Source organism: Burkholderia sp. JPY481 (genome assembly GCF_038900515.1).
Lineage (GTDB): Bacteria > Pseudomonadota > Gammaproteobacteria > Burkholderiales > Burkholderiaceae > Paraburkholderia > Paraburkholderia youngii.
In genome coordinates this window covers 339,271-363,046 of record NZ_JAYMRT010000003.1, presented here as the reverse complement: position 1 = coordinate 363,046, position 23,776 = coordinate 339,271, and the positions used below count along the sequence as shown (strand labels likewise).

Genomic DNA, 23,776 nt, shown 5'->3' with positions numbered 1-23,776 from the left:
TGCACGGGAGGGGAGACACCGTGCGCTCCCACCAACGCAGTGGTGGCGGGAGCGGTGTTACGGTTTGCGCGGAAGCGGTACGAAATGTTCGCCGTCACGTCGGTTGGTGACGACATAGCCATCTCGCTTGCGTATCTTCAGAAAGAAGAGCACTGGCGCCGTATTCGGATCGCCACCGCATTCGAGCGTATGGTTCTCGTGAACCCCGACGATGAAATAGTTCTTCTCATCCGAGACGTCGAATAGCAGGCATTGGGTTCGGTTGGAGGAGAGGTGATGCGTTTGGGTGACTTTCGCTGCTCGCTCCGCAGCCTGATCCGCGGTGGAGATCGCCTGCGCCGATGCCGCTGCATGCGCGCCGGCGAGCAGCAGGGCGAAGGTCACCATTCTTGCCCGCATGGTTTTGGCTGGTTCACCGAACGTCATATTGGTCAAGTTTGCGTGATTGAATGATACTGATCAATTTAGCGCCGTACTGAGGGTCGGTCGCGTAGTGGTTGCGGGCTATTTCAGTAGCGAATCCAATGCTGTCAACATGGAGGAAAGCGGAGCGGAAGCGGGCGTTGTGTTCGAGCATGGCGGCGTAATCCTCCGCGGCCTCGTCATAACTGCTATAGGCCCTGAAGGTGCCCGTGGTTGCGACGGATACGCCGTTTACGGTTTCATGGGTACCGAACGTTGTACTTTGTCCATTTGGTGCGCGGCCTTTGATACCGAAGTATGCATTGCCCCTGACGGTCCTCCCCCAGTTACTTTCCAGCGCGGATTGTGCAAGGACCACACCTGCTGGTATTCCGTATATGCGCTGTATATTCTGCGCGGTGCAAAGGTGGTCACGAATGAAGTTGGAAACATAGGCATCGCCTACGTTCGCGTTGTTCCGACGGTGTTTGGGCATATATGGCTCCTGAATCCCCACAACGGGAACCCCGAAGCTAACGTGACAGTTGACTGTTGGCTATGGGCGAAGGATGAAATTGAAAACCGCAGTGTTCGCTGTATCAAAGCCGGCTCCCTCCCCCGAATCTTGCGAGCCTGAATACGAGCGGCGAATTGCGCCTCACAGAACCCCTCACCCCGCACGAATCGAATCGATGACCAGTTGCATCGCCGGCGTGACGCGCCGGTTTCTGCGCAGAATCAGCCCATATGGTGCGAGCCGGCCGCGCAACGGCGTCGCGATCGCGGCGATTGCATCGAGTGCGACGTAGTACTGCGCGACCGAACTCGGCAGCACGGCGAGCATGTCCGAATCGCGCAGCAACGACAGCGTGGTCAGGATCGACGACGTCTCGACCGTGCTAACCGGCGGCGCGACCCGCGACTCGCGAAACGTTTGATCGATCACCTGGCGCATCGGGCTCGGATGCGGCTGGATGATCCACGGATAGCGTGCAAGGTCCGCCAGCTTGGGCCGCGTGCCCGTTTGTTTGCCTGTTTTGACGGCTGGATGATCGGGCCGCACGACGATCGACAGCGCCTCTTCCGCCAACGTCTCGAAGCTCAAATCGAGTGCCGGAAAACCATCTGGAATCCGACCGATCACGATGTCGAGCTGATCCTGTTGCAGCGACTGCACCAGCACGTCGCTGGTGTCGATCGTGACGGCCATCTGCAGGCGCGGATGCGCCTCCTTCAGCTTGACGATCGTGTGCGTCAGCAGTTCGGGCGACGGCGCCATCACCGCGCCGATGCGGACCTTGCCGATGTCGCCGGCCTCGATGCCGGCCAACTCCTCGCGCAACTCGTCGAGATCCTCGAACACGACACGCGCATAGCGCATCACGGCCTCGCCGAAGATCGTCGGCTCCATGCCGCGCGCATGTCGCACGAACAGCGATACGCCGAGCGTGTCTTCGAGTTCCTGCAAGGCCTTGGTCGCCGCGGGCTGGGTCATCGCGAGATCGTCCGCGGCGCGCCGCAGCGATCCGGTTTCCGACAGCGCGACCATCAGTTGCAGATGCCGTAGGCGCAGACGCTTGCGAATGGTGGAGGCGGGCGGGATCATGAGCGATAACTTTAAGGAATCGGCCGATTCGATTTATTCAGTGGTCAGTTATCGGATAGTTTCGCACACTAGCGGTTATCGCAGAACGGCAATCGCGACGCCGTTCGCGCTAACAAGACCAAACTGGAGACGACGCATGACGATGACCGCGAGCCCCGCGCTCGACAGCGCGATTGCCAAAGCGCGCACGAGGCTGCTGCCTTTTCTGATCCTGATGTACGTACTGGCGTTTATCGACCGCGCGAACGTCGGCTTCGCAAAGAACGTGCTACAGGCCGACACCGGCTTGAGCGACGCGGCGTTCGCCTTCGGCGCCGGCATTTTCTTCGTCGGCTATGCGGTGTTCGAAGTGCCGAGCAATCTGCTGATGTACCGCTTCGGCGCGCGCGTCTGGATGAGCCGCATCATGGTCACGTGGGGCATCGTGTCCGCGTGCACCGCCTTCGTCGACAGCGCCACGAGCTTCTATGTGCTGCGCACGCTGCTCGGCATCGCCGAAGCCGGTTTCTTCCCCGGCATTATCCTGTTCCTGTCGAACTGGTTTCCCGCGAAAACGCGCTCGCAGACGATGGGGATGTTCTATTTCGGCTTCCCGCTCGCGCTGTTGCTCGGCAGCCCGATATCGGGTCTGCTGCTCGATGCGGGCAATCCGTTTGGCATGCATCCGTGGCAGTGGCTCTTCGTCGTCGAAGGGCTGGCGGCGTCGGTGGTGGGTGTCGTGGCTTACTTCTATCTGACCGACCGGCCCGTCGAGGCGCGCTGGCTCGATGCCGATGAGCGTGATGCGCTCGATCACGCATTGCGCCAGGAAGACCGCCAGAAGCTCGCGCACGGTCCGGCTTCGGTGCTGGCGGCGCTGCGCGATTCGCGCGTGCTGTTCTGCGGCCTGATCTACTTCGCGGTGCAGATGAGCGTGTACGGTGTCGTGTTCTATCTGCCGACGCGCATCGCCGGGCTTGCGAGCGGTGGCCACGTCGGCGTCGAGGTCGGTCTGCTGACCGCGATTCCGTGGATCGCCGCGATCATCGGCACGTTCTGCGTGACGCGCTACGCCGACCGTCACGGTCATCACCGTATCTGGGCCGCGGCGATGCTCGCGCTCGCGGCGTTCGGCATTGCCGCTTCGGCGATGACGTCTTCGGTGACGCTGGCGATTGCCGCGTTCTGTTTCGCCGCGATCGGTTTCGTCTGCGTGCAACCGCTGTTCTGGACGCTACCCACCGGTTATCTGGGCGGCGCCGCGGCCGCGGGCGGCATCGCGTTGATCAATTCGATCGGCAATCTCGGCGGCTTCGTCGCACCGAACCTGAAGGGGCTCGCCGAGCGCGCGATCGGCTCGTCGCAGGCGGGGATGTTCTCGCTCGCGGTGGTCGGCCTGATCGGCGCATTGCTGTTGCTGACGTTTCGCTTCACGTCCGCTGCCGCTTCCAGTTCCATCTCTCATCGCAACGGCCCGCTCGGCGAGCGCACGGGCCACTGACTCACCGACTCTCAGAAGGAAATCGTCGAACATGAAGATCACGCATATCCGTACACGTGTTTTCGAGTGGAAGGGCAAAGTCGTCCCGCCGCAAGCGCATTTCTGCACGAACGCGGTCGATATTCTGTACGAGCGCGGCGACGCGATGGGTTCATTTCGCTTTCACGGCTGGCTCGTCGTCGAAATCGAATGCGACGACGGCACGGTGGGCATCGGCAATTGCGCGCTCGCGCCGCGCATCGCGAAGCAGATCGTCGACGAATACCTTGCGCCGATCGCGATCGGCGAAGATCCGTTCGACAACGAGTACATCTGGCAGAAGATGTATCGCCGCACGCTTGCCTGGGGCCGCAAAGGCATCGGCATGGCGGCGATCTCGGCGATCGATATCGCGCTGTGGGACATCATGGGCAAGGCCGTGAACAAGCCGGTGTTCAAGCTGCTCGGCGGCCGCACGAAAGAAAAGATCTGGTGTTACGCGTCGAAGCTCTATAACAACGACGACCGCGATGCGTTCCTCGGCGAAGCACAAGGCTACCTGGACAGCGGCTTCACCGCGATGAAGATGCGCTTCGGCTACGGCCCGAAAGACGGCCCGAAAGGCATGGCGAAAAACATCGAACAGGTGCGTCTGCTGCGCGAACTGGTCGGCGACGAAGTCGACATCATGCTCGAATGCTATATGGGCTGGACGCTCGAATACGCGCGCAGAATGCTGCCGCGCCTCGCCGAATTCAATCCGCGCTGGATCGAGGAGCCGGTGATCGGCGACGATGTGGAAGGCTATCGGGAGTTGAAGAAGATGAACCTGATGCCGGTGTCGGGCGGCGAGCACGAGTTCACGAGCTACGGCTTCAAGGATCTGCTCGAACGCCGCGCGATCGACGTGATCCAGTACGACACGAATCGCGTGGGCGGCATCACGGCGGCGCGCAAGATCAATGCGATGGCCGAAGCGTGGTCGGTGCCCGTCATCCCTCACGCGGGGCAGATGCACAACTATCATCTGACGATGTCGAGCACCGCGAGTCCAATGTCCGAGTTCTTCCCTGTGTTCGACGTCGAAGTGGGCAACGAATTGTTCTACTACATCTTCGAAGGCGAGCCGCAACCGGAAAATGGCTATCTGCAACTGTCGGACGACGTGCCGGGCCTTGGCATCGAGTTGAGCGACAAGTATGTTGCCGATTTCAACATCGTCGAATGAATGGACAGACGCGAGGAAAGTATCGTCACGCTGATGGCGATGGAGCGAGTTAGCTAACGCGCGTCAGCGTTTCCTGCGCGGCCCGGTCGAAGCGCGCACCACCAGCTCGGGCGGCGGCCCGAGCACCATCGACGGCTGCCGCTCCGGCGTCTGGATCAGACGGATCAGACTCTGGATCGACAACTCCGCGACTGCCGCGGTTTGAATCGCGACCGTGGTCAGCGCGGGATGCACCTGATGCGCGAGTTGAATGTCGGTGATGCCGATCACCGACACGTCGTCGGGCACCGAGCGGCCGAGCGTGATCAACGCCTGGATCGCGCCGATCGCGAGCAGGTCGTTGGTCGCGAAGATCGCGCTCAGTTGTGGGCGGTTCGCCATCAGCTCCATGCAGGCGGCGAAGCCGGAGTCGATCGAGTCGCGGATCTGCAGCACCGCGGCGGCGTCGGCTTCGATGCCGGCCGCGCGCATCGCCGCCCGAAAACCGTTCGAGCGCGCGTCCTGCAAACCGCCGCAACCGTCGCCGATCAGCAAGCCGATCTCGCGATGGCCGAGTCCGAGCAGATGCCGCGCGGCCAATTCGCCCGCGCGCGCGAAGTCGACCGCGATGCACGGTAACGCGGGCGGCGACTCCGGGTGCTCCCACATCGCGAGCAGAATCGGCGCGCTATGCGTCGCCGATGCCCACAGGTCGTTGATCGTGATGTCGGTGTTCATCACGAGCACGCCGTCGGCGAGCGTGCCGGCGATCTGGTTCAGATACGCGCGGCCGATTTCGGCGTCGTCGTCGGTATTGCAAACCATCAGGAAATGGCCGGTCTTGCGCGCCGCGCGCTCGGCGGCGAGCACGAACTCCGGATAGAACGGGTTCGAAATGTTCGACAACATCAGCGCGAGCGTCGACGAGCGGCCTTCGGCGAGCGCGCGCGCATTAAGGTTCGGCCGATAGCCGAGCTCGGCTATCGCCTGCAGCACGCGCTCAGCCGTTTCAGGTCGGACTTTCTCGCGATTGCGCAGCACGTTCGAGACGGTGGCGGCGGTAACCTGCGCGCGTTTCGCGACTTCGGACAACGTGACCATGTTGGGTTATCCCAGATGTAGGGAGGTCAATTCAAATGTTGCAAACGACCGGCGACATTGCTAACTTCCTCAAAAACGTAACGGAGACACCTGCGATGACTTTTTCCGTCGAACTCGAATTTAAGCGATTAAATGCCGCCCGCACAAGGTCCGGGCGTTTTATTTCGGCAAAAATTTAAGCGGTTAAATCGAGGCGGAGACAGCATGGCGACGATTCTTTTGAGCGATGTGCAAAAGGCCTACGGCGACCATCCGCCGGTGGTCCGGCGCGTGAATCTGGAGATCGCGCAGCATGAGTTCTGCGTGTTCCTGGGTCCGTCTGGCTGTGGCAAGTCGACCTTGCTACGGATGATCGCCGGTCTCGAAGACCTCAGCGAAGGCGAGCTGCATATCGGCGGACGACTCGTCAACGACGTGCCGGCCGCCGAGCGCGGCGTCGCGATGGTGTTCCAAAGCTACGCGCTGTTTCCGCACATGACCGTGTTCGACAACATGGCGTTCGGATTGAAGCTCGCGAAGCAGCCGAAGGACGTGATCGAGCGCAAGGTGCGCGAAGCCGCGCGGATTCTGCAACTTGAAAGCCTGCTCGACCGGCATCCTAAAGCGTTGTCGGGCGGTCAGCGGCAGCGCGTCGCGATTGGCCGCGCGATCGTGCGCGAGCCGGGCGTGTTTCTGTTCGACGAGCCGCTGTCGAATCTCGATGCCGCGCTGCGCGGTCAGACGCGCGTCGAGATCGCGCGTCTGCATCAGAGGTTCGCGAACGCGAGCGTCGTGTACGTCACGCACGATCAGGTCGAAGCGATGACGCTCGCCGATCGCATCGTGCTGCTGCATGCGGGCGCGGACGCCGAGCGCTTCGGCAGCATCGCGCAGAGCGGTGCGCCGCTAGAGCTGTATCACCATCCGAAGTCGCGCTTCGTCGCGGGCTTCATCGGCTCGCCGCGCATGAACTTCATCGATGCGATCGTCGAATTGATCGAGCCGGGCCGCGTGACAGTGGCGCTGGCGGCGGGCGCGCAAAGGCTCGTCGCGGACGTCGATGGAGAACGGCTGCAACGCGGCCAGCGCGTCACGCTCGGCGTGCGCCCGGAGCATCTGCGGCTCGACGGCGACGAACAGTTCATTCACTGCGCGACCGTGTTGTCGGAACGGCTCGGTGAGCACAGCTATATCCACGCGGACCATGCGGGCGGCACGCTGATCGCGAAGGCGCCCGGCGATACGCCGCTCGGCGCGGGCGAACGCATCCGGGTTCACGTGCCGCCCGCTGCTTGCCATCTGTTCGACGAACAGGGACTCGCGTTGCGGCGTAGCACGTTCGAACCGGAACGCGCGGCCGCCTGATCGAATTCCGCCATAGAGCGGGTTACATCGCCGGCCACGCTGCGTAGCCGGTCAACAAGGTAGACAAGGAGACACAGATGATCGCTCTTCGCCTTCGCCGTCTTGCACAGGTGTCGATCGCCGCCGCCGTGGTAGCCGGCGCGCTCGGCAGTGCCGTGGTCGACGCGGCCACGCTGAACGTCAACGTATCGGCGCGCGGTAATCAGCGCTCGACCTGGCAGGACGCATTCGATCAGTTCAAGAAAGCCAATCCCGACATCGACCTGAAAATCACCTACGTGACCGAGGAAGCGTACAAGGTGCAGATGGGCGGCTGGCTCGCCACCGATCCGCCCGATGTCGTGTCGTGGCACGACGGCGAGCGGATGGCCTACTACGCGCAACGCGGTCTGCTCGAAGATCTGAGCTCGGACTGGGCGAAGAACGGCTGGTCGCAGCAGTATGCGTCGGTCAAGGACGCATCGACGTACAAGGGCAAGCAGTATGCGGCACCGCTCGGCTATGACGCGTACGGCTTCTTCTATCGCAAGGATCTGTTCGAGAAGGCCGGCATCAGGAGCGAGCCGAAAACGTGGGACGAACTGCTCGAAGCCAACAGGAAGCTGAAGGCGATCGGCGTCGCGCCGATCGCGGTGGCCGCGCGCGATAGCTGGACGCTGGCCGCGTGGTTCGACTATCTGGATCTGCGCATCAACGGCAACGAGTTTCATCAGCAGTTGATGGCCGGCGAAATCCCGTACACCGATCCGCGCGTGAAGAAGGTCTACACGACGTGGAAGACGCTGCTCGACAATAAAGACTTCATCGACAACGCGCTGTCGTACGACGTCGATTCGATCGGCCCGATCCTGAACAACGGCAAGGCCGCGATGATGCTGATGGGCACGTTCTTCTCGGCGAGCTTCCCGCCGTCGATCAAGGATCAGATCGGCTTCTTCCGCTTCCCGGTGATCGACGCCAACGTGCCGATGGCCGAGGACGGTCCCGTCAACGTGCTGCTGATTCCGGCGAAAGCGAAGAACAAGGCCGACGCGCGCAAGCTGCTCGCGTTCATGGAGACGCCGAAGATCAACGCGGAACTCGCGAAGGGCTGGGGACAGTTGCCGTCGAACAGCCAGGCCGCTCCGCCTGAAGATGCGATCTCGAAGGTCGGCTTCCAGACGCTCGCGAACACGAAGGGCGGCATCGCGCAGTTCTACGATCGCGACATGCAGAAGGAAATGGCCGACGAAGGCATGAAGGCCATGCAGCAGTTCTACAGCGATCCGTCGCAACTCGACAGCGTGCTCGCTCATCTCGAAGCGACCCGCAAGCGCATCTACCAGAAGTAAGTCCCACGGCGCCGGCCGCGTGAGCGCGGCCGGATTGCGAGTCCCGCTTCTGGGTCCCACTTCCGGGTCAATTCCGCCTTCGATTTCCGACGAGGCCGTTCCATGTCTCATACCGCAGCGCGCCGCCTGCCCGCGGCGCGGCACCGTCGCGTGTCGACGACGCGTCGTCATCAGCATCGCGCCGCGTTTTTCTTTCTGCTGCCCGGCTGTGCGTTGTTCACGCTGTGCGTGATCTATCCGATCATCAGCAGCATTTCGCTGAGCTTCTACAACTGGGATGGCATGACACCGAAGACCTTCGCGGGTCTTGCGAACTACGTCGAGCTGTTCCAGTCCGATACGTTCTACACGGCGCTGAAGAACAATCTGATCTGGCTTGCGCTGTTTCTGCTCGCGCCGCCTCTCGGTCTGCTGTTCGCGCTGTATCTGAACCAGCACGTGCGCGGGATGCGGGTCGTGAAGTCGCTGTTTTTCGCGCCGTTCGTGCTGTCGGGCGTCGTAGTTGGCCTTGTGTTCAGCTGGTTCTACGATCCGACGTTTGGGCTGCTGCGGTTGATCGTCGGTCGCGGCATTCCGGTGCTCGGCGATCCGCACGCGGTCACGTTCGGCATCATCTTCGCCGCGCTGTGGCCGCAGGCACCGTTCTGCATGATCCTGTATCTGACCGGACTCACCGGCATCAATCCCGAGGTGGTCGAGGCGGCGCGCATGGAAGGCGCGAAAGGGCTGCGACTGCTGTGGCACGTGATCCTGCCGCAACTGCGGCCCGCCACCTTCATGGCGGTGGTGCTGACCGTGATCGGCGCACTGCGCAGCTTCGATCTGATCGCGGTGATGAGCGGCGGCGGCCCATTCGACAGTTCCACCGTGCTCGCCTATTTCATGTACGACCAGGCGATCAAGTACTACCGCGAGGGCTATTCGGCCGCGATCGCGGTCGTGCTATTCGCAATCATGCTCGTCTATATCGTGTTCCATCTGCGCCGCATGCTGCGCGAGGAACGCTGATTCTGTGAACGTCAGGAGTACCAGCTCATGTATCCGCTTCCCGTCGAACGCTGGAAACCGCTGAATCGCAGGCTTTACAAGGCCTCGCTGCCGCTTGCGCTGTTTATCTGGCTGCTGCCGATGCTCGCCGTGCTGCTGACCTCGATCCGCTCGACGGACGAGTTGTCGCAGGGCGACTACTGGACGTGGCCGAAACATTTCGCGCTGCTGGAGAACTACGGCACCGCGCTGACGCAAACGCCGATGCTGCATTACTTCGCCAATAGCGTGCTGATCACGGTGCCGTCGGTGATCGGCGCGATCGTGCTCGCGTCGATGGCGGGCTTCGCGTTGGCGACGTATCGCTTTCCGGGCAACACGGCCGTGCTGTTAGCGTTCGTCGCCGGCAATTTCGTGCCGATCCAGATTCTGATGATTCCAGTGCGCGACATGGCGCTGAAGTTCGGTCTGTTCAACACCGTGTGGGCGCTGGTGATCTTTCATGTGTCGTTCCAGACCGGCTTTTGCACCTTGTTTCTGCGCAACTTCATCAAGCAGCTGCCGTTCGAGATGATCGAGGCAGCGCGCGTCGAAGGGGCGAGCGAATGGACGATCTATCTGCGCATCGTGCTGCCATTGATCCGCCCCGCGCTCGCCGCGCTCGCGATCCTCGTGTTCACGTTCGTATGGAACGACTACTTCTGGGCGCTGTGTCTCACGCAAGGCGACGACGCCGCGCCGATCACGGTGGGCGTCGCCGCGCTGAAAGGGCAATGGACGACCGCGTGGAACCTGGTCGCGGCTGGCTCGGTGCTGGCCGCATTGCCTTCGGTGCTGATGTTCTTCGGAATGCAAAGGCACTTCGTCGCTGGACTCACGTTCGGCGCGAGCAAGGGCTAACGGGCGCTTGAAACACGATTGAAACGACGGCTCGACGTCAACTCACCACGAGACTTTCACATGCAACTTGGTGTCTGCTACTACCCGGAACAATGGCCGCGCGCGATATGGGCCGACGACGCGCAACGTATGGTCGAACTCGGCATCACGCATGTGCGGATCGCCGAATTCGCGTGGAGCCGGATGGAGCCGCGCGCCGGCGAATACGATTGGCAATGGCTCGACGAAGCCGTCGACACGCTGGCCAAAGCGGGCCTGAAACTCGTGCTCGGCACGCCGACCGCTTCGCCGCCGAAGTGGCTCGTCGACGCGCATCCGGACGTGCTGCCGGTGCGCGCGGACGGCACGCGCTGGAATTTCGGCTCGCGGCGTCACTACGATATTTCGAGCGACACGTACCGGGGCGAATGCGTGCGCATCGTCACCGCGATGGCGCAGCGCTACGGGCGGCATCCGTCGATCGTCGCGTGGCAGACCGATAACGAACTCGGCTGCCACGATACGGTGCCGAGCTATTCGGCCGCGACTTTGCAGCGCTTTCACGCTTGGCTGCAACGGCGCTATGCAACGATCGGCGCGTTGAACGACGCGTGGGGCAACGTGTTCTGGAGCATGGAGTACCCGTCGTTCGACGCGATCGGCTTGCCGACGCTGACGCCTACCGACGCCAATCCGATCCATCTGCTCGACTTCCGCCGCTTCATGTCCGACGAGGTCGCGAGCTTCCATCGCGAGCAGATCGACGTGTTGCGCGAGCATGCGCCGAACGCGGATCTGCTGCACAACTTCATGGGCTTTTTCACGACCTTCGATCACTATCGCTTCGCCGCCGATAACGCGATCGACATCGCCGCATGGGACAGCTATCCGATCGCGCGCACCGAATCGATCGCTTTGCCGGAGGAGCAGAAGGCGCGCTTCGCGCGCACAGGGCATCCCGATGTGTCCGCGTTCGATCACGACCGCTACCGCGGCATTGGCGGCGGGCGCTTCTGGGTGATGGAGCAGCAGGCTGGTCCGGTGAACTGGGCGCCGTGGAATCCGGTGCCGGCGTCGGGCATGGTGCGGCTGTGGGCATACGAGGCGTTCGCGCATGGTGCGGAGCTGGTGTCGTATTTCCGTTGGCGCCAGTGCCCGTATGCGCAGGAGCAGATGCATTCCGGGCTCAATCTGCCGAACAACGAACTGTCGCCGGGGGGGCTGGAAGTGCAACGGGCCGCGCGTGAGATCGCGGGCAGTACGGCGCTGTCGACGCTCGCCGCGCCCGCGCAAGCGGCCACCGCTCTGGTATTCGACTATGAGACGCAGTGGATGTTCGACATCCAGCGTCACGGCAAGGGCTTCGACTACCAGACGCTCGCGTTCGACTACTACGAGTCGCTGCGCGAGCTCGGGCTCGATGTCGATATCGTGTCGAGCCGGGCAGATCTTTCAGGCTATCAGCTAGTCGTGGTGCCGAGTCTCGCGGTGATCGACGCCGCGCTCGTCGAGCAGATCACGCGTTCGAACGCGCAATGGGTGTTCGGCCCGCGCAGCGGCTCGAAAACCGACGCGTTCGCGATTCCGGGCAATCTGCCGCCCGGCGCACTGCAGCGTGTGCTGCCGATCCAGGTGCTCGAAGTGGAAACGCTGCGCTCGACGCTCGCGCCCGCGCTGTCGCTCGACGGCACCGCGGGTCACGCGCTGCACTGGCGCGAGCATGTGCGCGCCAATGGCGAGACACGCATTGCCGCGCGCTTCGACGACGCGTGGCCCGCGCTGCTGACGTACGGCAACGTGCGCTATGTGGCCGGCTGGCTGTCGCATGAACTGCATCGCACGGTGTTGCGGCAGGCGGCGCACGACGCCGGCCTCGATACGCAGGTGCTCGCCGACGGACTGCGGCTGCGCCGCCGGGGCGGCCTGACCTTCGCATTCAATTTCGGCGCGCAACCGGTGCAGGTGCCGGCGCCGCGCCATGCGACGTTCGTGCTCGGCGAGCCGCGCCTGAATACCGGCGACGTTTGCGTGTGGAAAGACGCGTGACGTGGTGCGGTTGTCACAGTAGTCACGAACTAAACCGGGGAGGAAGCGGTAACAGCAGTTTGAAACTCGCAGTTCAACACTCGAAGGTTGCAATACGGACGCATCAAACCAGGACCGGGCGGCCCGCCAGGAGCCGCGACTAATCGATGGAGGATGACGGATGAACCGAAGAGAGATGCTGGGATGGCTCGCGGGCGCCGCTGCGGCGGCGGGTGTCGGCGCCGGTGTCGGCGCGCCCGCTATGGCGGCCGAACTCGGCCGGCAGACAGGGCCGGCTGGAGAGCAGAGCGCCGCCTCGCCGGGCGCGCCCGCGCTTCCGAACCGCCTCGCGTTAGGCGCGGACGTGTCGACGTTGCTCGAACTCGAAGCTAACGGCGCGAAGTACTACGAGCATGGCGAGGCACACGACTGCCTGCAGATTCTGAAGCGTCACGGCGTCGATTCGATCCGTATCAAGGTGTGGAACGATCCTGGCAATCCCGACTTCTTTCCGGCGAATCAGAGCCCTGCAGCCGGCTGGAATAATGCCGGGCACGTGCGCATCCTCGCGCGTCGCGCCGCCGCGCTGGGCCTGCGCATTCTGATCGATTTCCACTACAGCGACTGGTGGGCCGATCCGGGCAAGCAGTATCCACCGCACGATTGGGCCGGCAAGGACATCACCGAGACCTGCGCGCTGCTGTCCGCGTATACGTCGAACGTATTGCGGATGCTCGAGCGCGACGGCGTGCATCCCGAGTGGGTGCAGATCGGCAACGAGATCACCGGCGGCATGCTGTGGCCGCTCGGCAAGTACGATCAGCTCGATAACCTCGCGGCGCTGCTGAAGGCCGGGCACGACGCGGTCAAATCGGTGGACGGGCGCATCAAGGTGATGCTGCACATCGACAGCGGCGGCAACAACGCGACGAGCCGCTGGTGGTTCGACAGCATGACGCAGCGCGGCGTCACCTTCGACGTGATCGGCCTGTCGTACTACCCGCAGTGGCAGGGCTCATTCAGCGACCTGCAGGGCAATGTGAACGACCTCGCGACGCGCTACGACAAGGACGTGATCGTCGTCGAGACCGCGTATCCGTGGACGACCAGCGACGGCGATTCGGAACCGGACTCGATGACCAACGTCGGCACCTCGCCGTATCCGCAGACGCCCGCTGGCCAGGCGCAGTTCCTCGGCGCGGTGACCGACATCGTGAAGGCGATCCCCGACGGCCACGGCAAGGGCGTGTTCTGGTGGGAGCCGGAGTGGATTCCGACGCCGAACGTCGGCTGGAAAGTCGGCGCCGGCGATCAGTGGGACAACAACACGCTGTTCGATTTCCACGGCAATGCGTTGTCGTCGCTGGATGCATTCCGGCGGCGCTGACGCGTCGCGGGCGGCACGCCGGCATTACTGTGCCGGCGCTGCCTGCCCCTTGTGCTGGTTCACGCACTCCGACGTGATCGCCATGCTCGCCTGATCGGGCGTCATGTGAGGCGCGTCGGGGCGGTAGATCTTTTCGATGATCGCATTGACGGCCGCGCGGTCGGATGGGTCCTTGTAGTAGCGGGCGGCCTGGTCGAGCGCCTGAGCTTTGGTCTTCTTGTGGGCGCGCCACGACGCGACCTGGCCGGCGATATCGCCGAGCGCGAAACATTGATTGCTGACGGTCTGCGCGACGGCCTGAGTGGCCGGCTGCGCGACGCACAGCGCGACGAGCGCGGATACGACTACGCGTTTCATTACCGGAATCCTGAGATGAGACGGCGGCGGCGCGGAAGCGGCGGTGGTCGCCGCGCCGGGTCGCGCGCGGAAAAATTGTTGCGTAGTGTATCGGGAAGTGGGCCGGGGCGCTTTTTGCCGCGGTGGATCACAATGCCGCAGGCAAACGGGCGTGACGTCGCTGCGCTACAACGGCAGCGGCCGATCCTCGAAAATGCTCTTCATGACCAGCGTCGACGACAGCCGCAGCACGCAGGGCAGCGTCAACAGATAGCGGTCGTAAAGCACCTGGAACGCCTTCAGATCGCGAGTGACGACGTGCAGCATGTAATCGGGATCGCCAAACAGGCGCTCCGCCCGCGTGATCTCCGGGATGTCCGACAGCGCGCGTTCGAAAGATTCGATGTTTTGGCTACTGCCTTCCCGTAACGTCGCGAACACGATTGCCGAGAAGTTCAGACCGATCGTTGCCGGATCGATAACCGCGCGATAGCCGCTGATGACCTTTGCTTTCTCTAAAGCCCGCAGACGCCGCTGGCAAGGCGAAAGGCTAAGACCGATCCGCTCACTGAGTTCAGTGACGGTCAGTCGTCCATCTTGCTGCAATTCAGCAAGAATCTTGCGGTCGATTTCATCCATGTGGAAAATTCTAGCGCAGACCGCGTAGCAGCAGCAAGAAAGAGGGAGCACCTTCGACAGCCAAAGCCGTAACATTCCCTCCGTCCAAATCATGCTGGTCGGGGAGAAGAAGGCTGTGGAAGTGAGCTTGTTGACGGCCTTTTGGCTCGTGTCCTTTTCGTTGGTGCTGGTACCCGGCGCCGACTGGGCGTACGCGATCTCGGCCGGATTGCGCGAGCGGGCGATTGCACCGGCCATCGCGGGCATGTTGTCCGGCTATCTGGCGATCACCGTGGTGGTGGCGGCGTGTGTCGGCGCGCTAGTCGCCAAGGCGCCAGCGGTACTGGCCGTGTTGACGTTCGTCGGGGCGGGCTATCTGCTGTGGGTCGGCGGCAATATTCTTGCTCGCCCGGCGGTGCCGACCGTAGCGGCCGAGCGCGCATCCGACGCGGCGTTGAACTGGTCCATCCGCGGCTTCGCGGTGAGCGGCCTCAATCCGAAAGCGCTGCTGCTGTTTCTCGCGTTGCTGCCGCAATTCACGCGTGCCACCGACGCGTGGTCGATCCCGGTGCAGATCGGCGCGTTGGGCCTGCTGCACATGGTCAATTGCGCGGTGGTTTATTCGGTCGTCGGACTCGGCTCGAAGGTGGTTTTGCGCACGCGTCCGAGCGTCGCGCGCAGGGTGAGCCAGGTTTCGGGCGCGGCGATGGTGCTGATTGCCGTGCTGCTGTGTGTCGAGCAACTCCTCGCGTTCAAGTAAGCGCGAGATTCCCACGCGTTCAGCCAAAGAAAAAGCCGCCCTGCGAATCGCAGGGCGGCTTCTGGGTCACCACTCGATCGAACCGTTACCGGTCCGCTAGCGGATACGTTTCATTGCACGCTCAATGGCCGAACGATTGCGTCTTCGACGCACCCGCTTCCGACGCTTGCGGGCGTGCCGCCTGCTTGATCAGCAGCGCGACGCACGACAGCAAACCTGCGGCCGCGATCGTCGTGAAGATGCCGCCGAACGAGAAGTGGCGGCGCGTCAGCTCGGCCACGAGGAACGAGCCCGCGATGCCGCCGAAGCGGCCGACGCCGAGCATCCACGCGACGCCTGTGCCACGGCCCGCGGTCGGATAGAACGCGGCGGCGAGCGCCGGCATCGACGATTGCGCGGTGTTCATCAGCACACCGGCGATGAACACGATCAGCACGAGCGCGCCGACGTTGCCGGCCGCCTGACCGATGAAGTACACGCTAATGGCGGTCAGCGCGTAGCAGACCGCGATGACGCGGTTCGCGTTGAAGCGGTCCATCAGCACGCCGGCCAGCACCGCGCCGACGCCGCCGAGCGGGAACAGCGCGGAGATCAGCGTCGCGCGTTGCGGTGTGAGGCCGGCGTCCTTCAGCAGGATCGGCATCCAGTTGATCGACGCGTAGAAGATCACGAGGCCCATGAAGTAAGCGAGCCACAGCATCACCGAGCCGACGATGTACGAGCGCGACAGCACCACACCGAGGCCCTTGCCGCCGGTTTGCGGCGCGGTTTCGGTCATCGTGAAGCCGACGGCCTGCACAGCGTCGCCGGAAATGCGAGCGAGCGCCGCGCGAATCCGGTCGGCCGGCTTATTGTTCGCGACCATGTAGCGGACCGACTCCGGCATCTTGGCGAGCAGCAGCACCAACAGCAGCAGCGGCGTGACGCCGCCGAGAATCAGCACGCTGCGCCATCCCAGATGCGGAATCATCCACGCGGCGAGGAAACCGCCAAACGCGGCGCCGAGCGGGAAGCCGCAGAACATCAGGTTGATCACGGTGGCGCGGCGATTGTCCGGGCAGTATTCGCCCATCATCGTGACCGCGTTCGGCATGGCGGCGCCGAGACCGACGCCGGTGATGAAGCGCAGCACGGTCAATTGATCGATGCTGGTCGAGAACGCCGACGCGAGACAGGCAAGGCCGAACAGCAGCACCGAGCCGACCAGCATCGAGCGACGCCCGAGGCGGTCGGACAGCGGGCCCGAGCCGAGCGCGCCGCACGCGAGGCCGAACAGCGCGGCGCTCAGCACCGGCGCGAGCGCGGGCTTCGCGATGCCCCATTCGGTGACCAGCGAAGGCGCGATGAAGCCGATCGCAGCAGTGTCAAAACCGTCCAGCAGGACGATGATGAAGCACATGAAAAAGATCAGCCACTGGAACGGCGAAAACGGATGCTCGTTAATGAAGGTTTGAACGTTCACAGCGGGGCTGCGGTTCATGATGGTCTCCTGACAGCGAAAGGCCCGACACGACGAGCGATTCTTCTCAAACTGTACGCCGTCTGGCAACGACGCACGCAGCCTGCAGCGGCCCAAACCGGCCATGCATCGGCAATGAATCATACCCGGACGGATCGGCTTGACGGAATCGCGCCGGGCGAGGGATTTTGTTCGCATACGGAACGGTGATTCTTTACGCGAACGCGCGCCACTGTAAGGAATGAAATCAATCCGGTCAACGGGGGAATACCCCGAGTTTCACGCAGTCGATGCGTGGGAGGGCGGCGCGCTGTAACTGGGCAGGAGAAAGGGCTAGGCGCGCGAAGGTCACCGCGCCGAAACGAGCGGCAAACGGTTTCGAGACACCTGCCGGTCAGCTAGCTCGTCACCCGGGATGAGCCACCGTCCGCTCGATCCGTCCCAGCCGCACGACGGTCACCCCGGGGCGCAACTGCCGCAGCGACGGCATCACGAGCATGCAGTTGTCGCAGGGGGTACGCACCTCTTCGCCGTTGGACCAGCCGACCACGGCGCCTGCCTTGGCGAAAACCTCGAGGCCGGTGTACGCCGCGGCGAAGCTGAAGTCCATGCTGGTCGCGACGACCGGCTGTGTCACGCGCACGATGCTCTGCTCGGGCGGCAACGGTGCGAGCCACCCCGGCGGCAGATCCGTCTCGTCGACCACGCCGGCCAGCAACAGGAAACGCGCGGTCGTATCGCGTGCGACCGCCACCGCACTGCGCTCCCAATGCTGGGCGCATTCGATCAGCAACGCGTTCTTCGGGCTCGCGGCATCGCCGAACCCTTGGTAATCGCGCATGCGGCGGCCTTCGGGATGCCCTTCGTCGCAGATCACCGTGGCGGGCGTACCGAGCCGCACCGCGAGATCGATGCCTTTTTGCAGCGGTCCAGCGACGATCAGCGGCTTGCATCGCTCGTGCATCGAATGCAGGTCGAGCAGCGCGTCGACCGTGTCGATCACCGGGCGCATCGCACGCGCGCGCTTCAGTTCGCTCGACGTGCGAGAGGTGTCGTCGGGCACCGCCGCCGTCCATACGCGGTTGAAGTCCTGATCGACGAAGCGCGCGGCGTCCGGATTCGCGGGATCGAAACGCCGGTACGCGGCGACGTTCGCGAACGACAGCGTGAGCTGCCCGCGTCGCGGCCGCAGCGCGCGACGCAGCAACTCATCGACGACGATCGCGCCACACACTTCGTTGCCATGCGTGAGCGCGTTGATCATCACGTGCGGGCCGGGCACGCCCGAATCGAACGTGTGTTGACGTATGCGATGCCCGACGACGATTGCTCGCAGTGAGCGCTCCGATACATCCGCACACGTGAGCTGTGCGTTCGGCAAATAGCGCTTCACCCACGATGATGAATCTCGTCGTACCCTGCTACAACGAAGAAGAGGTTATCACCGAGACAAGCAAGCGGCTTCTCGCACTTCTGGAGTGACTGATCGAAGCGGCAAGGTGAGCAACGAAAGCCGCATCACTTTCATTGACGATGGTTCCCGCGACCGTACCTGGTCGATCATCGAAGTGCTGCACGCGCAGAATCCCCGCTGCGGCGGCATCAAACTCTCGCGCAATCGCGGCCATCAGGATGCGCTGCTTGCCGGCCGGATGCCGGCTCAAGGCGATGTACTCGTCAGCCTCGACGCGGATCTTCAGGACGATATCGAAGCCATCCCATGCATGCTCAAGGAATACAAGTCGGGTGCGGAAATCGTCTTCGGTGTGCGTCACAAACGTACGACGGACACATTCTTCAAGCGCTTCACCGCGCGCAACTACTACAAGCTGCTCCGGACGTTCGGTGTCGATATCCTGCCGGGCCACGCGGATTTTCGCCTGATGAGCCCGCTACTTCTTCATTCGCAAGGACGGGCCCTTGCCGAAAGATTTCTTCGCCAATAACGAATGCGATGTCGCCCTGATGACGCACGAGGGCGAATGGTCGCTCTATGAGCGACGCAACTGTCGATAACGGCGCATCTGCGCGTTGCGCCGTTTTTGCTTCATATCACGCGAGTTTCGCCGCAATCGCCTTGCCGACTTCGCTCGTGCTTGCGTTGCCGCCGAGGTCGCCGGTGTGCGGGCCCTCGATCAGCGTCGCCTCGATCGCCTTAAGGATCGCGTCGTGCGCCTCGCGTTCCTTGCCGCTCGAATGACCGAGGAAGTCGAGCATCATCGCGGCCGACCAGATCATCGCGATCGGATTCGCGATGTGCTTGCCGGCGATGTCGGGCGCCGATCCGTGCACCGGTTCGAACAACGACGGAAACTTGCGGTCCGGATTCAGGTTGCCTGACGGCGCGAGGCCGATCGTACCCGTGCACGCTGGGCCGAGATCGGACAGGATGTCGCCGAACAGATTGGTCGCGACGACCACGTCGAAACGGTCCGGGTTCAGCACGAAGCGAGCGCACAGGATGTCGATGTGCTGCTTGTCCCACGTGACGTCCGGATACTGCGCGGCGATGCCGGCCGCGCATTTGTCCCACCACGGCATGCTGATCGCGATGCCGTTGCTCTTCGTCGCGACGGTGATTTTCTTGCGCGCGCGGCGCTGCGCGAGATCGAACGCGAACTTCAGCACGCGCTCGCTGCCGTGCCGTGTGAACACCGACTCCTGCAGCACGAACTCGCGTTCGGTGCCTTCGAACATCACGCCGCCCACCGACGAATACTCGCCCTCGGTGTTCTCGCGCACGATCCAGAAGTCGATGTCGCCGGCCTTGCGTCCCGCGAGCGGTGACGGCACGCCTGCAAATAGGCGCGCCGGACGCAGATTCACGTACTGGTCGAACTCTCGGCGAAACTTAAGCAGCGACCCCCACAGCGAGATGTGATCGGGCACGGTGTCGGGCCAACCGACCGCGCCGAACAGGATCGCATCGGCCGATTGCAGTTGGGCTTTCCAGTCGTCCGGCATCATCTTGCCGTGCTTCGCGTAGTAGTCGCAGCTCGCCCACTCGATGTGCTGATATTCGAGTTCGATGCCGAAGCGTTGCGTCGCGACCTCGAGTACGCGCAGCGCTTCGGGCATCACCTCGACGCCGATGCCGTCGCCGGGGATGACGGCAATCCGGTATTTGTTCGACATGCTGGGCTCCTCCTTGGGGAATGGGTTGGGGATTCGGTGACGGTTATTTTATTCGTGGTGCGTTCGCTCGTGCGGTTTGTCGTTCCGGCGGAAGCGGGGATGGATGTGCATATTGATCCGATGACTTGAGAATCTGCGCGACGAGGAAGGCGCGGCACGCATCTCATGCGAGGCTGAACGAGGGGTTTTTTGGGATGGTGTCTTGTTGCACAATCGGGCCTCCTTCATTGGCTGTGAGGCACGATGACCTCACTCTCCCTCGGTTCTTACCGGGAGGTCCGTGAAAGGCGGCACGGACATTTCTTCTCTGTCAGTCTTTACAGATCGTTCAACCTTCACATCGAGTCTAACTGGTTGTTTGACGTTGACCGGTGGTTCCATTTTGCATTGCCGGCGAGCGTACCCCGCGAGTCGCACGATGACATCGTGCAGGGCATGGAGGAAGCGCGCGCAGCGTGGCTGCGATATAGCCCATCCGTGCTGCTGTCGCACCAGTCGTACGAGTTGCGCGATATGCTCGGCCGGAGTCACAACCGCTTTCATATGTACAGGATGAAAGACGATGAGGTTGCCAAAGTCCTGTACAACGAGGTGAGGGGCGGTAGCCTGATCTTTGTCCCTGAGCGGGACGAGATGCGAAAGTGCGTGCAGGCGATACGGGAGCAGCGGGAAATGGCGTCCGGATTGGGCTCCGTGCGCGAGCAGCAATCGAATGACGCGGGCATGCTCAGGTCACTCTATGGCAACAGCCCGCGCGTGCCCCAGAACCTCGGCAATGCTCAGGCGTTCGAGTACGTCGAGAACACAACGGACGACGGCGCAACATTTGACGTTGCCGGATTACCTTTCGACGGCCCCGCGAATTCATGGGTCGAAAGCGGGCCGAATATGAAAAAGCAGTGGCGAATGTATGGCTCAGGCGGTACACCAGTCATAGATATCGACTTCGATAGTCACCACGGCCAACCCAATCCACACGCACATAACTGGGATGGCCTTTTGCGCGACCAGGGCTGGCCCGTTTCCATTCTTCCGTGAGATATTTGTGAGCACTATTTCTGATGCGCTGAAGGGTTTTGACCACTTCCATGACTGGTATCTCGACACAATTGCAATCCATGGTGAGGTCAATCCCGAGGTGCCGGACACATTCGTTCTCGGTCTCTTCGATCGTGAGCGCCGGGTGACGATCACCTTTCGCGGCGTAACGCGTATTGGCATTGAGAACGGCGGTTTGCTGAATATTGTCAATGCAATCGAGACATTGAAACCTGACAGCGACCAGTACGAGCGGGCTGAAGTTTTGCTGAGGCGATCTGCTCACGGCCCGACGCGTGCCGGGCACGTGGCCTACGTGCATTCCAGCGTAGGGGCTGAAATCGCAGTGGAGTTTGACTCCATGACCATTGAATCATTGTGATGGCTTATGGTCGCAACGAGAGCCAACGAGGGCGTGGTCATGCGCTATTACAACGATGCGCGCATCAACGGAAACTGCACATGGGGCGTGGGAACACTGGCGCACTTTGGACCCTGCACACCTACCGCCCCCCATTCAACTTGCGCCACAACGTCGTCTTGCTGATGCCCAACGCGGCGCAAGCCGCATCGCGATCGCCTTCGTGAGCCGCGAGCACCGCGCGGATTTCATCGGCCTCGACATGACGGCTGCGCTCGCGCAGCGTCAACGCCGCCGGCTTCGCCCGCGCGATGGGCTCGACGACTTCCGGCGCGATCACGCGCAGCATGTCGCGCGTGACGAGCGCCGCGCTGGCATCCGTGTCCGCGTCGCTATCGGCGAGTTCAACCACGATCCGCTCGATCACGTTCTGCAACTCGCGCACATTACCCGGCCACGCATAGCGCCGCAACGCCGCGCCCAAACCCTCGAGCATGCGCGCGGCAATCTGCGCGTCGGGCACGCGCGCCGCCAGCCTCGGCTCCCGCGCGGCCGCCTGGCGCAACAGTTCGGCGGCGAGCGGCAGCAGGTCGTTCGGCCGCTCGCGCAGCGGCGGTAGCGCGATGCTCAGGATGTTGAGCCGGTAGTACAGATCGGCGCGGAAACTGCCGGCCGCGACGGCGTCGGTCAGCGCGCGATGCGTCGCCGCCACCACCCGGATATCGACGCGCATCGGCTCCGTCGACCCGAGTCGCACCACCTCGCGCTCCTGCAACACGCGCAACAGGCGGCTCTGCAACGGCAACGGCATCTCACCGATCTCGTCGAGAAACAGCGTGCCGCGATGCGCGACCTCGATCAGCCCCGCTTTGCCGCCCTTGCGGGCACCGGTGAACGCGCCTTCCTCGTAGCCGAACAGCTCGCTTTCGAGCAGCGCCTCCGGAAATGCGCCGCAATTAATCGCGACGAACGCGAAGTCGCGCCGCGCGCTCAACTGATGCATGCTCTGCGCGACCATCTCCTTGCCGGTGCCGCTCTCGCCGAGAATCAGCACGGTCGCGTCCGACCTCGCATAACGCGCGACCAGCGCGCGCACCCGTTCGATCGATTCCGACGCGCCGACGATATCGTCGAGCCGGTAGCGCGCGGTGAACTGCTGCACCCGTTGCCGCGCGCGCAACGTGCGATCGAGCCGCTCGACCGCGCGCGATTCCTGAAACGTCAGCACGGTGCCCGGCGCCGCGCCGCTGCTCGCGAGCGGCCCGCGATGCACGACATAGCTCGCGCCGCGCACCGTGCAGAAGCTGTCGCCCTCCGCGTCGGGCAGACTGCCCGCGAGGTCGGGCGCGAGTTCGAGCAGCGCGCGGCCGACGGCCTTCGCGGCATCGATGCCGAGCACGCTCGCGAGCCGCTGGTTCATCAGTTCGACGCGGCCTTGCGCATCGAGTGCGACCACGCCGTCGCGCAGATGCTGCAGCAACGTGTCGAGCCGCTGACGCCGCACGGTTTCGCGGCGCGTCGCCTGCGCGACTTCGAGCGCGGTGTCGAAGCCGGCCCGCACCGACGCGCGCGAGTACAGAAACACCGCGTCCATGCCCGCGTTGGCGGCGAGATCGGTGACCAGGCCCGGGCCGACCACGACGTCGATGCCGCGATCGCTGAGATCGAGCACGACGCTCTCGGCGTCCTGCGCGGACTGATACGACGCGAACGTGACGTCGAGCGCGTACGCGGCGGTGAAACGGCGCACTTCGTCGGGCGTGGCGCCGTGCGTGACGAGCGCGACGCGCGCCCCTTCGCGACGCGCGCGCGCGAGCGCATGCATCACGTCGTAGCCGGTAGGGCTGATGCGCACGACCGGCACCGACACGCGCGTCTTCAGATACGCGCCATTCGAGCCGCCCGCTAGCACGACATCGGGACGCGCGGCGCCCGCGCCCTCGATTTCGCGCACCGCGTCTTCGAACGCGTGCGACACGATGCGGACATCCGCGCGATCCACGTATTCGCCGGCGATGTCGAAGAACAGATCACGCAGGCGGCTGATGCTCAGCGCCCAGATGCGCGGACGCTGCGGCGGTTCGTAAAGAGAGGTGCTCAAGGCGGGCGGCTCGCGACGGCGGGTTGGTTCGGAGGCTCCATTATGCGAGCAGTCGTTCCCAATTTGAAATTCGGAGTTTCATTAATGAAATCGAGCGTGCGGCGGGCCGGTGTGATCGGTTCACCGGAGCGGTGCGAAATCAGGCACTTAGGCGGCGGCATGCGGCCTGGCCCGTTCCTTGCGTTCTAGGCAGCCCAGTCGAAGCAATGACCCAAATTCCAATCCTTTCCCGGAGACAAT

At 63.2% G+C, this 23,776-nt stretch carries 21 protein-coding genes and 2 pseudogenes; 13 read left to right on the top strand and 10 right to left on the bottom strand.

The window, feature by feature from the left end; genetic code table 11:
* Nucleotides 1-57: 57 nt before the first annotated feature.
* The 3 genes from VSR82_RS11025 to VSR82_RS11015 form a co-directional block, all read right to left on the bottom strand.
* Nucleotides 58-387 (bottom strand): hypothetical protein, encoded by a 330-nt coding sequence (locus VSR82_RS11025; protein ID WP_368586622.1) that lies wholly within the window; start codon nt 385-387, stop codon nt 58-60.
* A 25-nt stretch (nt 388-412) separates the two neighbouring features.
* A complete protein-coding gene (locus VSR82_RS11020; protein ID WP_429457054.1) occupies nt 413-898 on the bottom strand; it encodes a glycoside hydrolase family 73 protein in 486 nt (161 codons plus the stop codon).
* A gap of 174 nt (nt 899-1,072) precedes the next feature.
* The gene (locus VSR82_RS11015; RefSeq protein ID WP_410849852.1) at nt 1,073-2,008 is read right to left on the bottom strand and encodes a LysR family transcriptional regulator; all 936 of its coding nucleotides are present in this window, start codon (nt 2,006-2,008) and stop codon (nt 1,073-1,075) included.
* Between the two features lie 136 nt (nt 2,009-2,144).
* Between VSR82_RS11015 and VSR82_RS11010 the strand changes: the two genes are divergently transcribed.
* The gene (locus VSR82_RS11010) at nt 2,145-3,488 is read left to right on the top strand and encodes an MFS transporter (RefSeq protein ID WP_429457056.1); all 1,344 of its coding nucleotides are present in this window, start codon (nt 2,145-2,147) and stop codon (nt 3,486-3,488) included.
* A 31-nt stretch (nt 3,489-3,519) separates the two neighbouring features.
* A complete protein-coding gene (locus tag VSR82_RS11005; protein WP_429457058.1) occupies nt 3,520-4,695 on the top strand; it encodes an L-rhamnonate dehydratase in 1,176 nt (391 codons plus the stop codon).
* A gap of 63 nt (nt 4,696-4,758) precedes the next feature.
* On the opposite strand, the gene VSR82_RS11000 is transcribed toward VSR82_RS11005, so the two are convergent.
* Nucleotides 4,759-5,775, bottom strand: coding sequence for a LacI family DNA-binding transcriptional regulator (locus VSR82_RS11000; protein ID WP_429457060.1), 1,017 nt, complete (start codon nt 5,773-5,775; stop codon nt 4,759-4,761).
* A gap of 204 nt (nt 5,776-5,979) precedes the next feature.
* On the opposite strand from VSR82_RS11000, the gene VSR82_RS10995 reads away from it, so the two are divergent.
* The 6 genes from VSR82_RS10995 (at nt 5,980) to VSR82_RS10970 (ending at nt 13,728) form a co-directional block, all read left to right on the top strand.
* Nucleotides 5,980-7,119 carry an ABC transporter ATP-binding protein gene (locus tag VSR82_RS10995; protein WP_429457064.1) on the top strand — a complete coding sequence of 380 codons (1,140 nt, stop codon included), beginning with the start codon at nt 5,980-5,982 and terminating at the stop codon, nt 7,117-7,119.
* A 77-nt stretch (nt 7,120-7,196) separates the two neighbouring features.
* Nucleotides 7,197-8,450, top strand: a complete 1,254-nt coding sequence (locus VSR82_RS10990) for an ABC transporter substrate-binding protein (RefSeq protein WP_368586629.1) — start codon at nt 7,197-7,199, stop codon at nt 8,448-8,450.
* A 102-nt stretch (nt 8,451-8,552) separates the two neighbouring features.
* On the top strand, nt 8,553-9,458 hold the full coding sequence (locus tag VSR82_RS10985; RefSeq protein ID WP_368586630.1) for a carbohydrate ABC transporter permease: 906 nt from the start codon (nt 8,553-8,555) through the stop codon (nt 9,456-9,458).
* A gap of 27 nt (nt 9,459-9,485) precedes the next feature.
* Complete coding sequence (locus tag VSR82_RS10980; protein WP_410849857.1) at nt 9,486-10,337, top strand: carbohydrate ABC transporter permease; 852 nt, start codon at nt 9,486-9,488, stop codon at nt 10,335-10,337.
* A gap of 60 nt (nt 10,338-10,397) precedes the next feature.
* A complete protein-coding gene (locus VSR82_RS10975; RefSeq protein WP_429457069.1) occupies nt 10,398-12,362 on the top strand; it encodes a beta-galactosidase in 1,965 nt (654 codons plus the stop codon).
* A 160-nt stretch (nt 12,363-12,522) separates the two neighbouring features.
* Entirely contained in the window at nt 12,523-13,728 is a 1,206-nt protein-coding gene (locus VSR82_RS10970) for a glycoside hydrolase family 53 protein (protein ID WP_429457071.1), read from the top strand.
* 24 nt (nt 13,729-13,752) lie between these two features.
* Here VSR82_RS10970 and VSR82_RS10965 read toward each other — a convergent pair whose 3' ends face one another.
* Nucleotides 13,753-14,085: a hypothetical protein gene (locus VSR82_RS10965; RefSeq protein WP_176120664.1), complete on the bottom strand. Its 333-nt coding sequence runs from the start codon at nt 14,083-14,085 to the stop codon at nt 13,753-13,755.
* 165 nt (nt 14,086-14,250) lie between these two features.
* On the bottom strand, nt 14,251-14,949 hold the full coding sequence (locus tag VSR82_RS10960) for an Lrp/AsnC family transcriptional regulator (RefSeq protein WP_498857689.1): 699 nt from the start codon (nt 14,947-14,949) through the stop codon (nt 14,251-14,253).
* On the opposite strand from VSR82_RS10960, the gene VSR82_RS10955 reads away from it, so the two are divergent.
* Nucleotides 14,852-15,442 carry a LysE family translocator gene (locus VSR82_RS10955; protein ID WP_498857688.1) on the top strand — a complete coding sequence of 197 codons (591 nt, stop codon included), beginning with the start codon at nt 14,852-14,854 and terminating at the stop codon, nt 15,440-15,442. The two genes, VSR82_RS10960 and VSR82_RS10955, sit on opposite strands and share 98 nt — an antisense overlap.
* Nucleotides 15,443-15,563: 121 nt before the next feature.
* On the opposite strand, the gene VSR82_RS10950 is transcribed toward VSR82_RS10955, so the two are convergent.
* Nucleotides 15,564-16,922, bottom strand: coding sequence for an MFS transporter (locus VSR82_RS10950; protein WP_368584614.1), 1,359 nt, complete (start codon nt 16,920-16,922; stop codon nt 15,564-15,566).
* Between the two features lie 385 nt (nt 16,923-17,307).
* Nucleotides 17,308-18,254, bottom strand: a pseudogene (locus tag VSR82_RS10945) (M14 family metallopeptidase).
* A gap of 146 nt (nt 18,255-18,400) precedes the next feature.
* On the opposite strand from VSR82_RS10945, the gene VSR82_RS10940 reads away from it, so the two are divergent.
* Nucleotides 18,401-18,847: a glycosyltransferase gene (locus VSR82_RS10940; protein WP_498857687.1), complete on the top strand. Its 447-nt coding sequence runs from the start codon at nt 18,401-18,403 to the stop codon at nt 18,845-18,847.
* A gap of 106 nt (nt 18,848-18,953) precedes the next feature.
* Here the strand turns inward: VSR82_RS10940 and VSR82_RS10935 are convergent, their stop codons facing one another.
* Nucleotides 18,954-20,036, bottom strand: a complete 1,083-nt coding sequence (locus VSR82_RS10935) for a tartrate dehydrogenase (protein ID WP_368584616.1) — start codon at nt 20,034-20,036, stop codon at nt 18,954-18,956.
* A gap of 243 nt (nt 20,037-20,279) precedes the next feature.
* Here VSR82_RS10935 and VSR82_RS10930 point away from each other — a divergent pair, with 243 nt between their 5' ends.
* The 3 genes and pseudogenes from VSR82_RS10930 to VSR82_RS10920 form a co-directional block, all read left to right on the top strand.
* Nucleotides 20,280-21,074 carry a hypothetical protein gene (locus VSR82_RS10930; protein ID WP_429457082.1) on the top strand — a complete coding sequence of 265 codons (795 nt, stop codon included), beginning with the start codon at nt 20,280-20,282 and terminating at the stop codon, nt 21,072-21,074.
* Between the two features lie 7 nt (nt 21,075-21,081).
* The gene (locus tag VSR82_RS10925; protein ID WP_429457084.1) at nt 21,082-21,456 is read left to right on the top strand and encodes a hypothetical protein; all 375 of its coding nucleotides are present in this window, start codon (nt 21,082-21,084) and stop codon (nt 21,454-21,456) included.
* Between the two features lie 6 nt (nt 21,457-21,462).
* Nucleotides 21,463-21,579 (top strand): annotated as a pseudogene (locus tag VSR82_RS10920) (lysozyme); the annotation flags it as partial.
* Here VSR82_RS10920 and prpR read toward each other — a convergent pair.
* On the bottom strand, nt 21,578-23,536 hold the full coding sequence (gene prpR, locus VSR82_RS10915; RefSeq protein WP_498857686.1) for a propionate catabolism operon regulatory protein PrpR: 1,959 nt from the start codon (nt 23,534-23,536) through the stop codon (nt 21,578-21,580). The pseudogene VSR82_RS10920 and the gene prpR overlap by 2 nt on opposite strands.
* Between the last annotated feature and the right edge of the window lie 240 nt (nt 23,537-23,776).

Excerpts from the sequence above, each read along its gene's own strand:
- VSR82_RS11025 (WP_368586622.1), bottom strand. The coding sequence starts at position 387 with ATGGTGACCTTCGCCCTGCTGCTCGCCGGCGCGCATGCAGCGGCATCG.
- VSR82_RS11020 (WP_429457054.1), bottom strand. The coding sequence starts at position 898 with ATGCCCAAACACCGTCGGAACAACGCGAACGTAGGCGATGCCTATGTT.
- VSR82_RS11015 (WP_410849852.1), bottom strand. The coding sequence starts at position 2,008 with ATGATCCCGCCCGCCTCCACCATTCGCAAGCGTCTGCGCCTACGGCAT.
- VSR82_RS11010 (WP_429457056.1), top strand. The coding sequence starts at position 2,145 with ATGACGATGACCGCGAGCCCCGCGCTCGACAGCGCGATTGCCAAAGCG.
- VSR82_RS11005 (WP_429457058.1), top strand. The coding sequence starts at position 3,520 with ATGAAGATCACGCATATCCGTACACGTGTTTTCGAGTGGAAGGGCAAA.
- VSR82_RS11000 (WP_429457060.1), bottom strand. The coding sequence starts at position 5,775 with ATGGTCACGTTGTCCGAAGTCGCGAAACGCGCGCAGGTTACCGCCGCC.
- VSR82_RS10995 (WP_429457064.1), top strand. The coding sequence starts at position 5,980 with ATGGCGACGATTCTTTTGAGCGATGTGCAAAAGGCCTACGGCGACCAT.
- VSR82_RS10990 (WP_368586629.1), top strand. The coding sequence starts at position 7,197 with ATGATCGCTCTTCGCCTTCGCCGTCTTGCACAGGTGTCGATCGCCGCC.
- VSR82_RS10985 (WP_368586630.1), top strand. The coding sequence starts at position 8,553 with ATGTCTCATACCGCAGCGCGCCGCCTGCCCGCGGCGCGGCACCGTCGC.
- VSR82_RS10980 (WP_410849857.1), top strand. The coding sequence starts at position 9,486 with ATGTATCCGCTTCCCGTCGAACGCTGGAAACCGCTGAATCGCAGGCTT.
- VSR82_RS10975 (WP_429457069.1), top strand. The coding sequence starts at position 10,398 with ATGCAACTTGGTGTCTGCTACTACCCGGAACAATGGCCGCGCGCGATA.
- VSR82_RS10970 (WP_429457071.1), top strand. The coding sequence starts at position 12,523 with ATGAACCGAAGAGAGATGCTGGGATGGCTCGCGGGCGCCGCTGCGGCG.
- VSR82_RS10965 (WP_176120664.1), bottom strand. The coding sequence starts at position 14,085 with ATGAAACGCGTAGTCGTATCCGCGCTCGTCGCGCTGTGCGTCGCGCAG.
- VSR82_RS10960 (WP_498857689.1), bottom strand. The coding sequence starts at position 14,949 with ATGCCCGCGATGGCCGGTGCAATCGCCCGCTCGCGCAATCCGGCCGAG.
- VSR82_RS10950 (WP_368584614.1), bottom strand. The coding sequence starts at position 16,922 with ATGAACCGCAGCCCCGCTGTGAACGTTCAAACCTTCATTAACGAGCAT.
- VSR82_RS10935 (WP_368584616.1), bottom strand. The coding sequence starts at position 20,036 with ATGTCGAACAAATACCGGATTGCCGTCATCCCCGGCGACGGCATCGGC.
- VSR82_RS10930 (WP_429457082.1), top strand. The coding sequence starts at position 20,280 with ATGACCTCACTCTCCCTCGGTTCTTACCGGGAGGTCCGTGAAAGGCGG.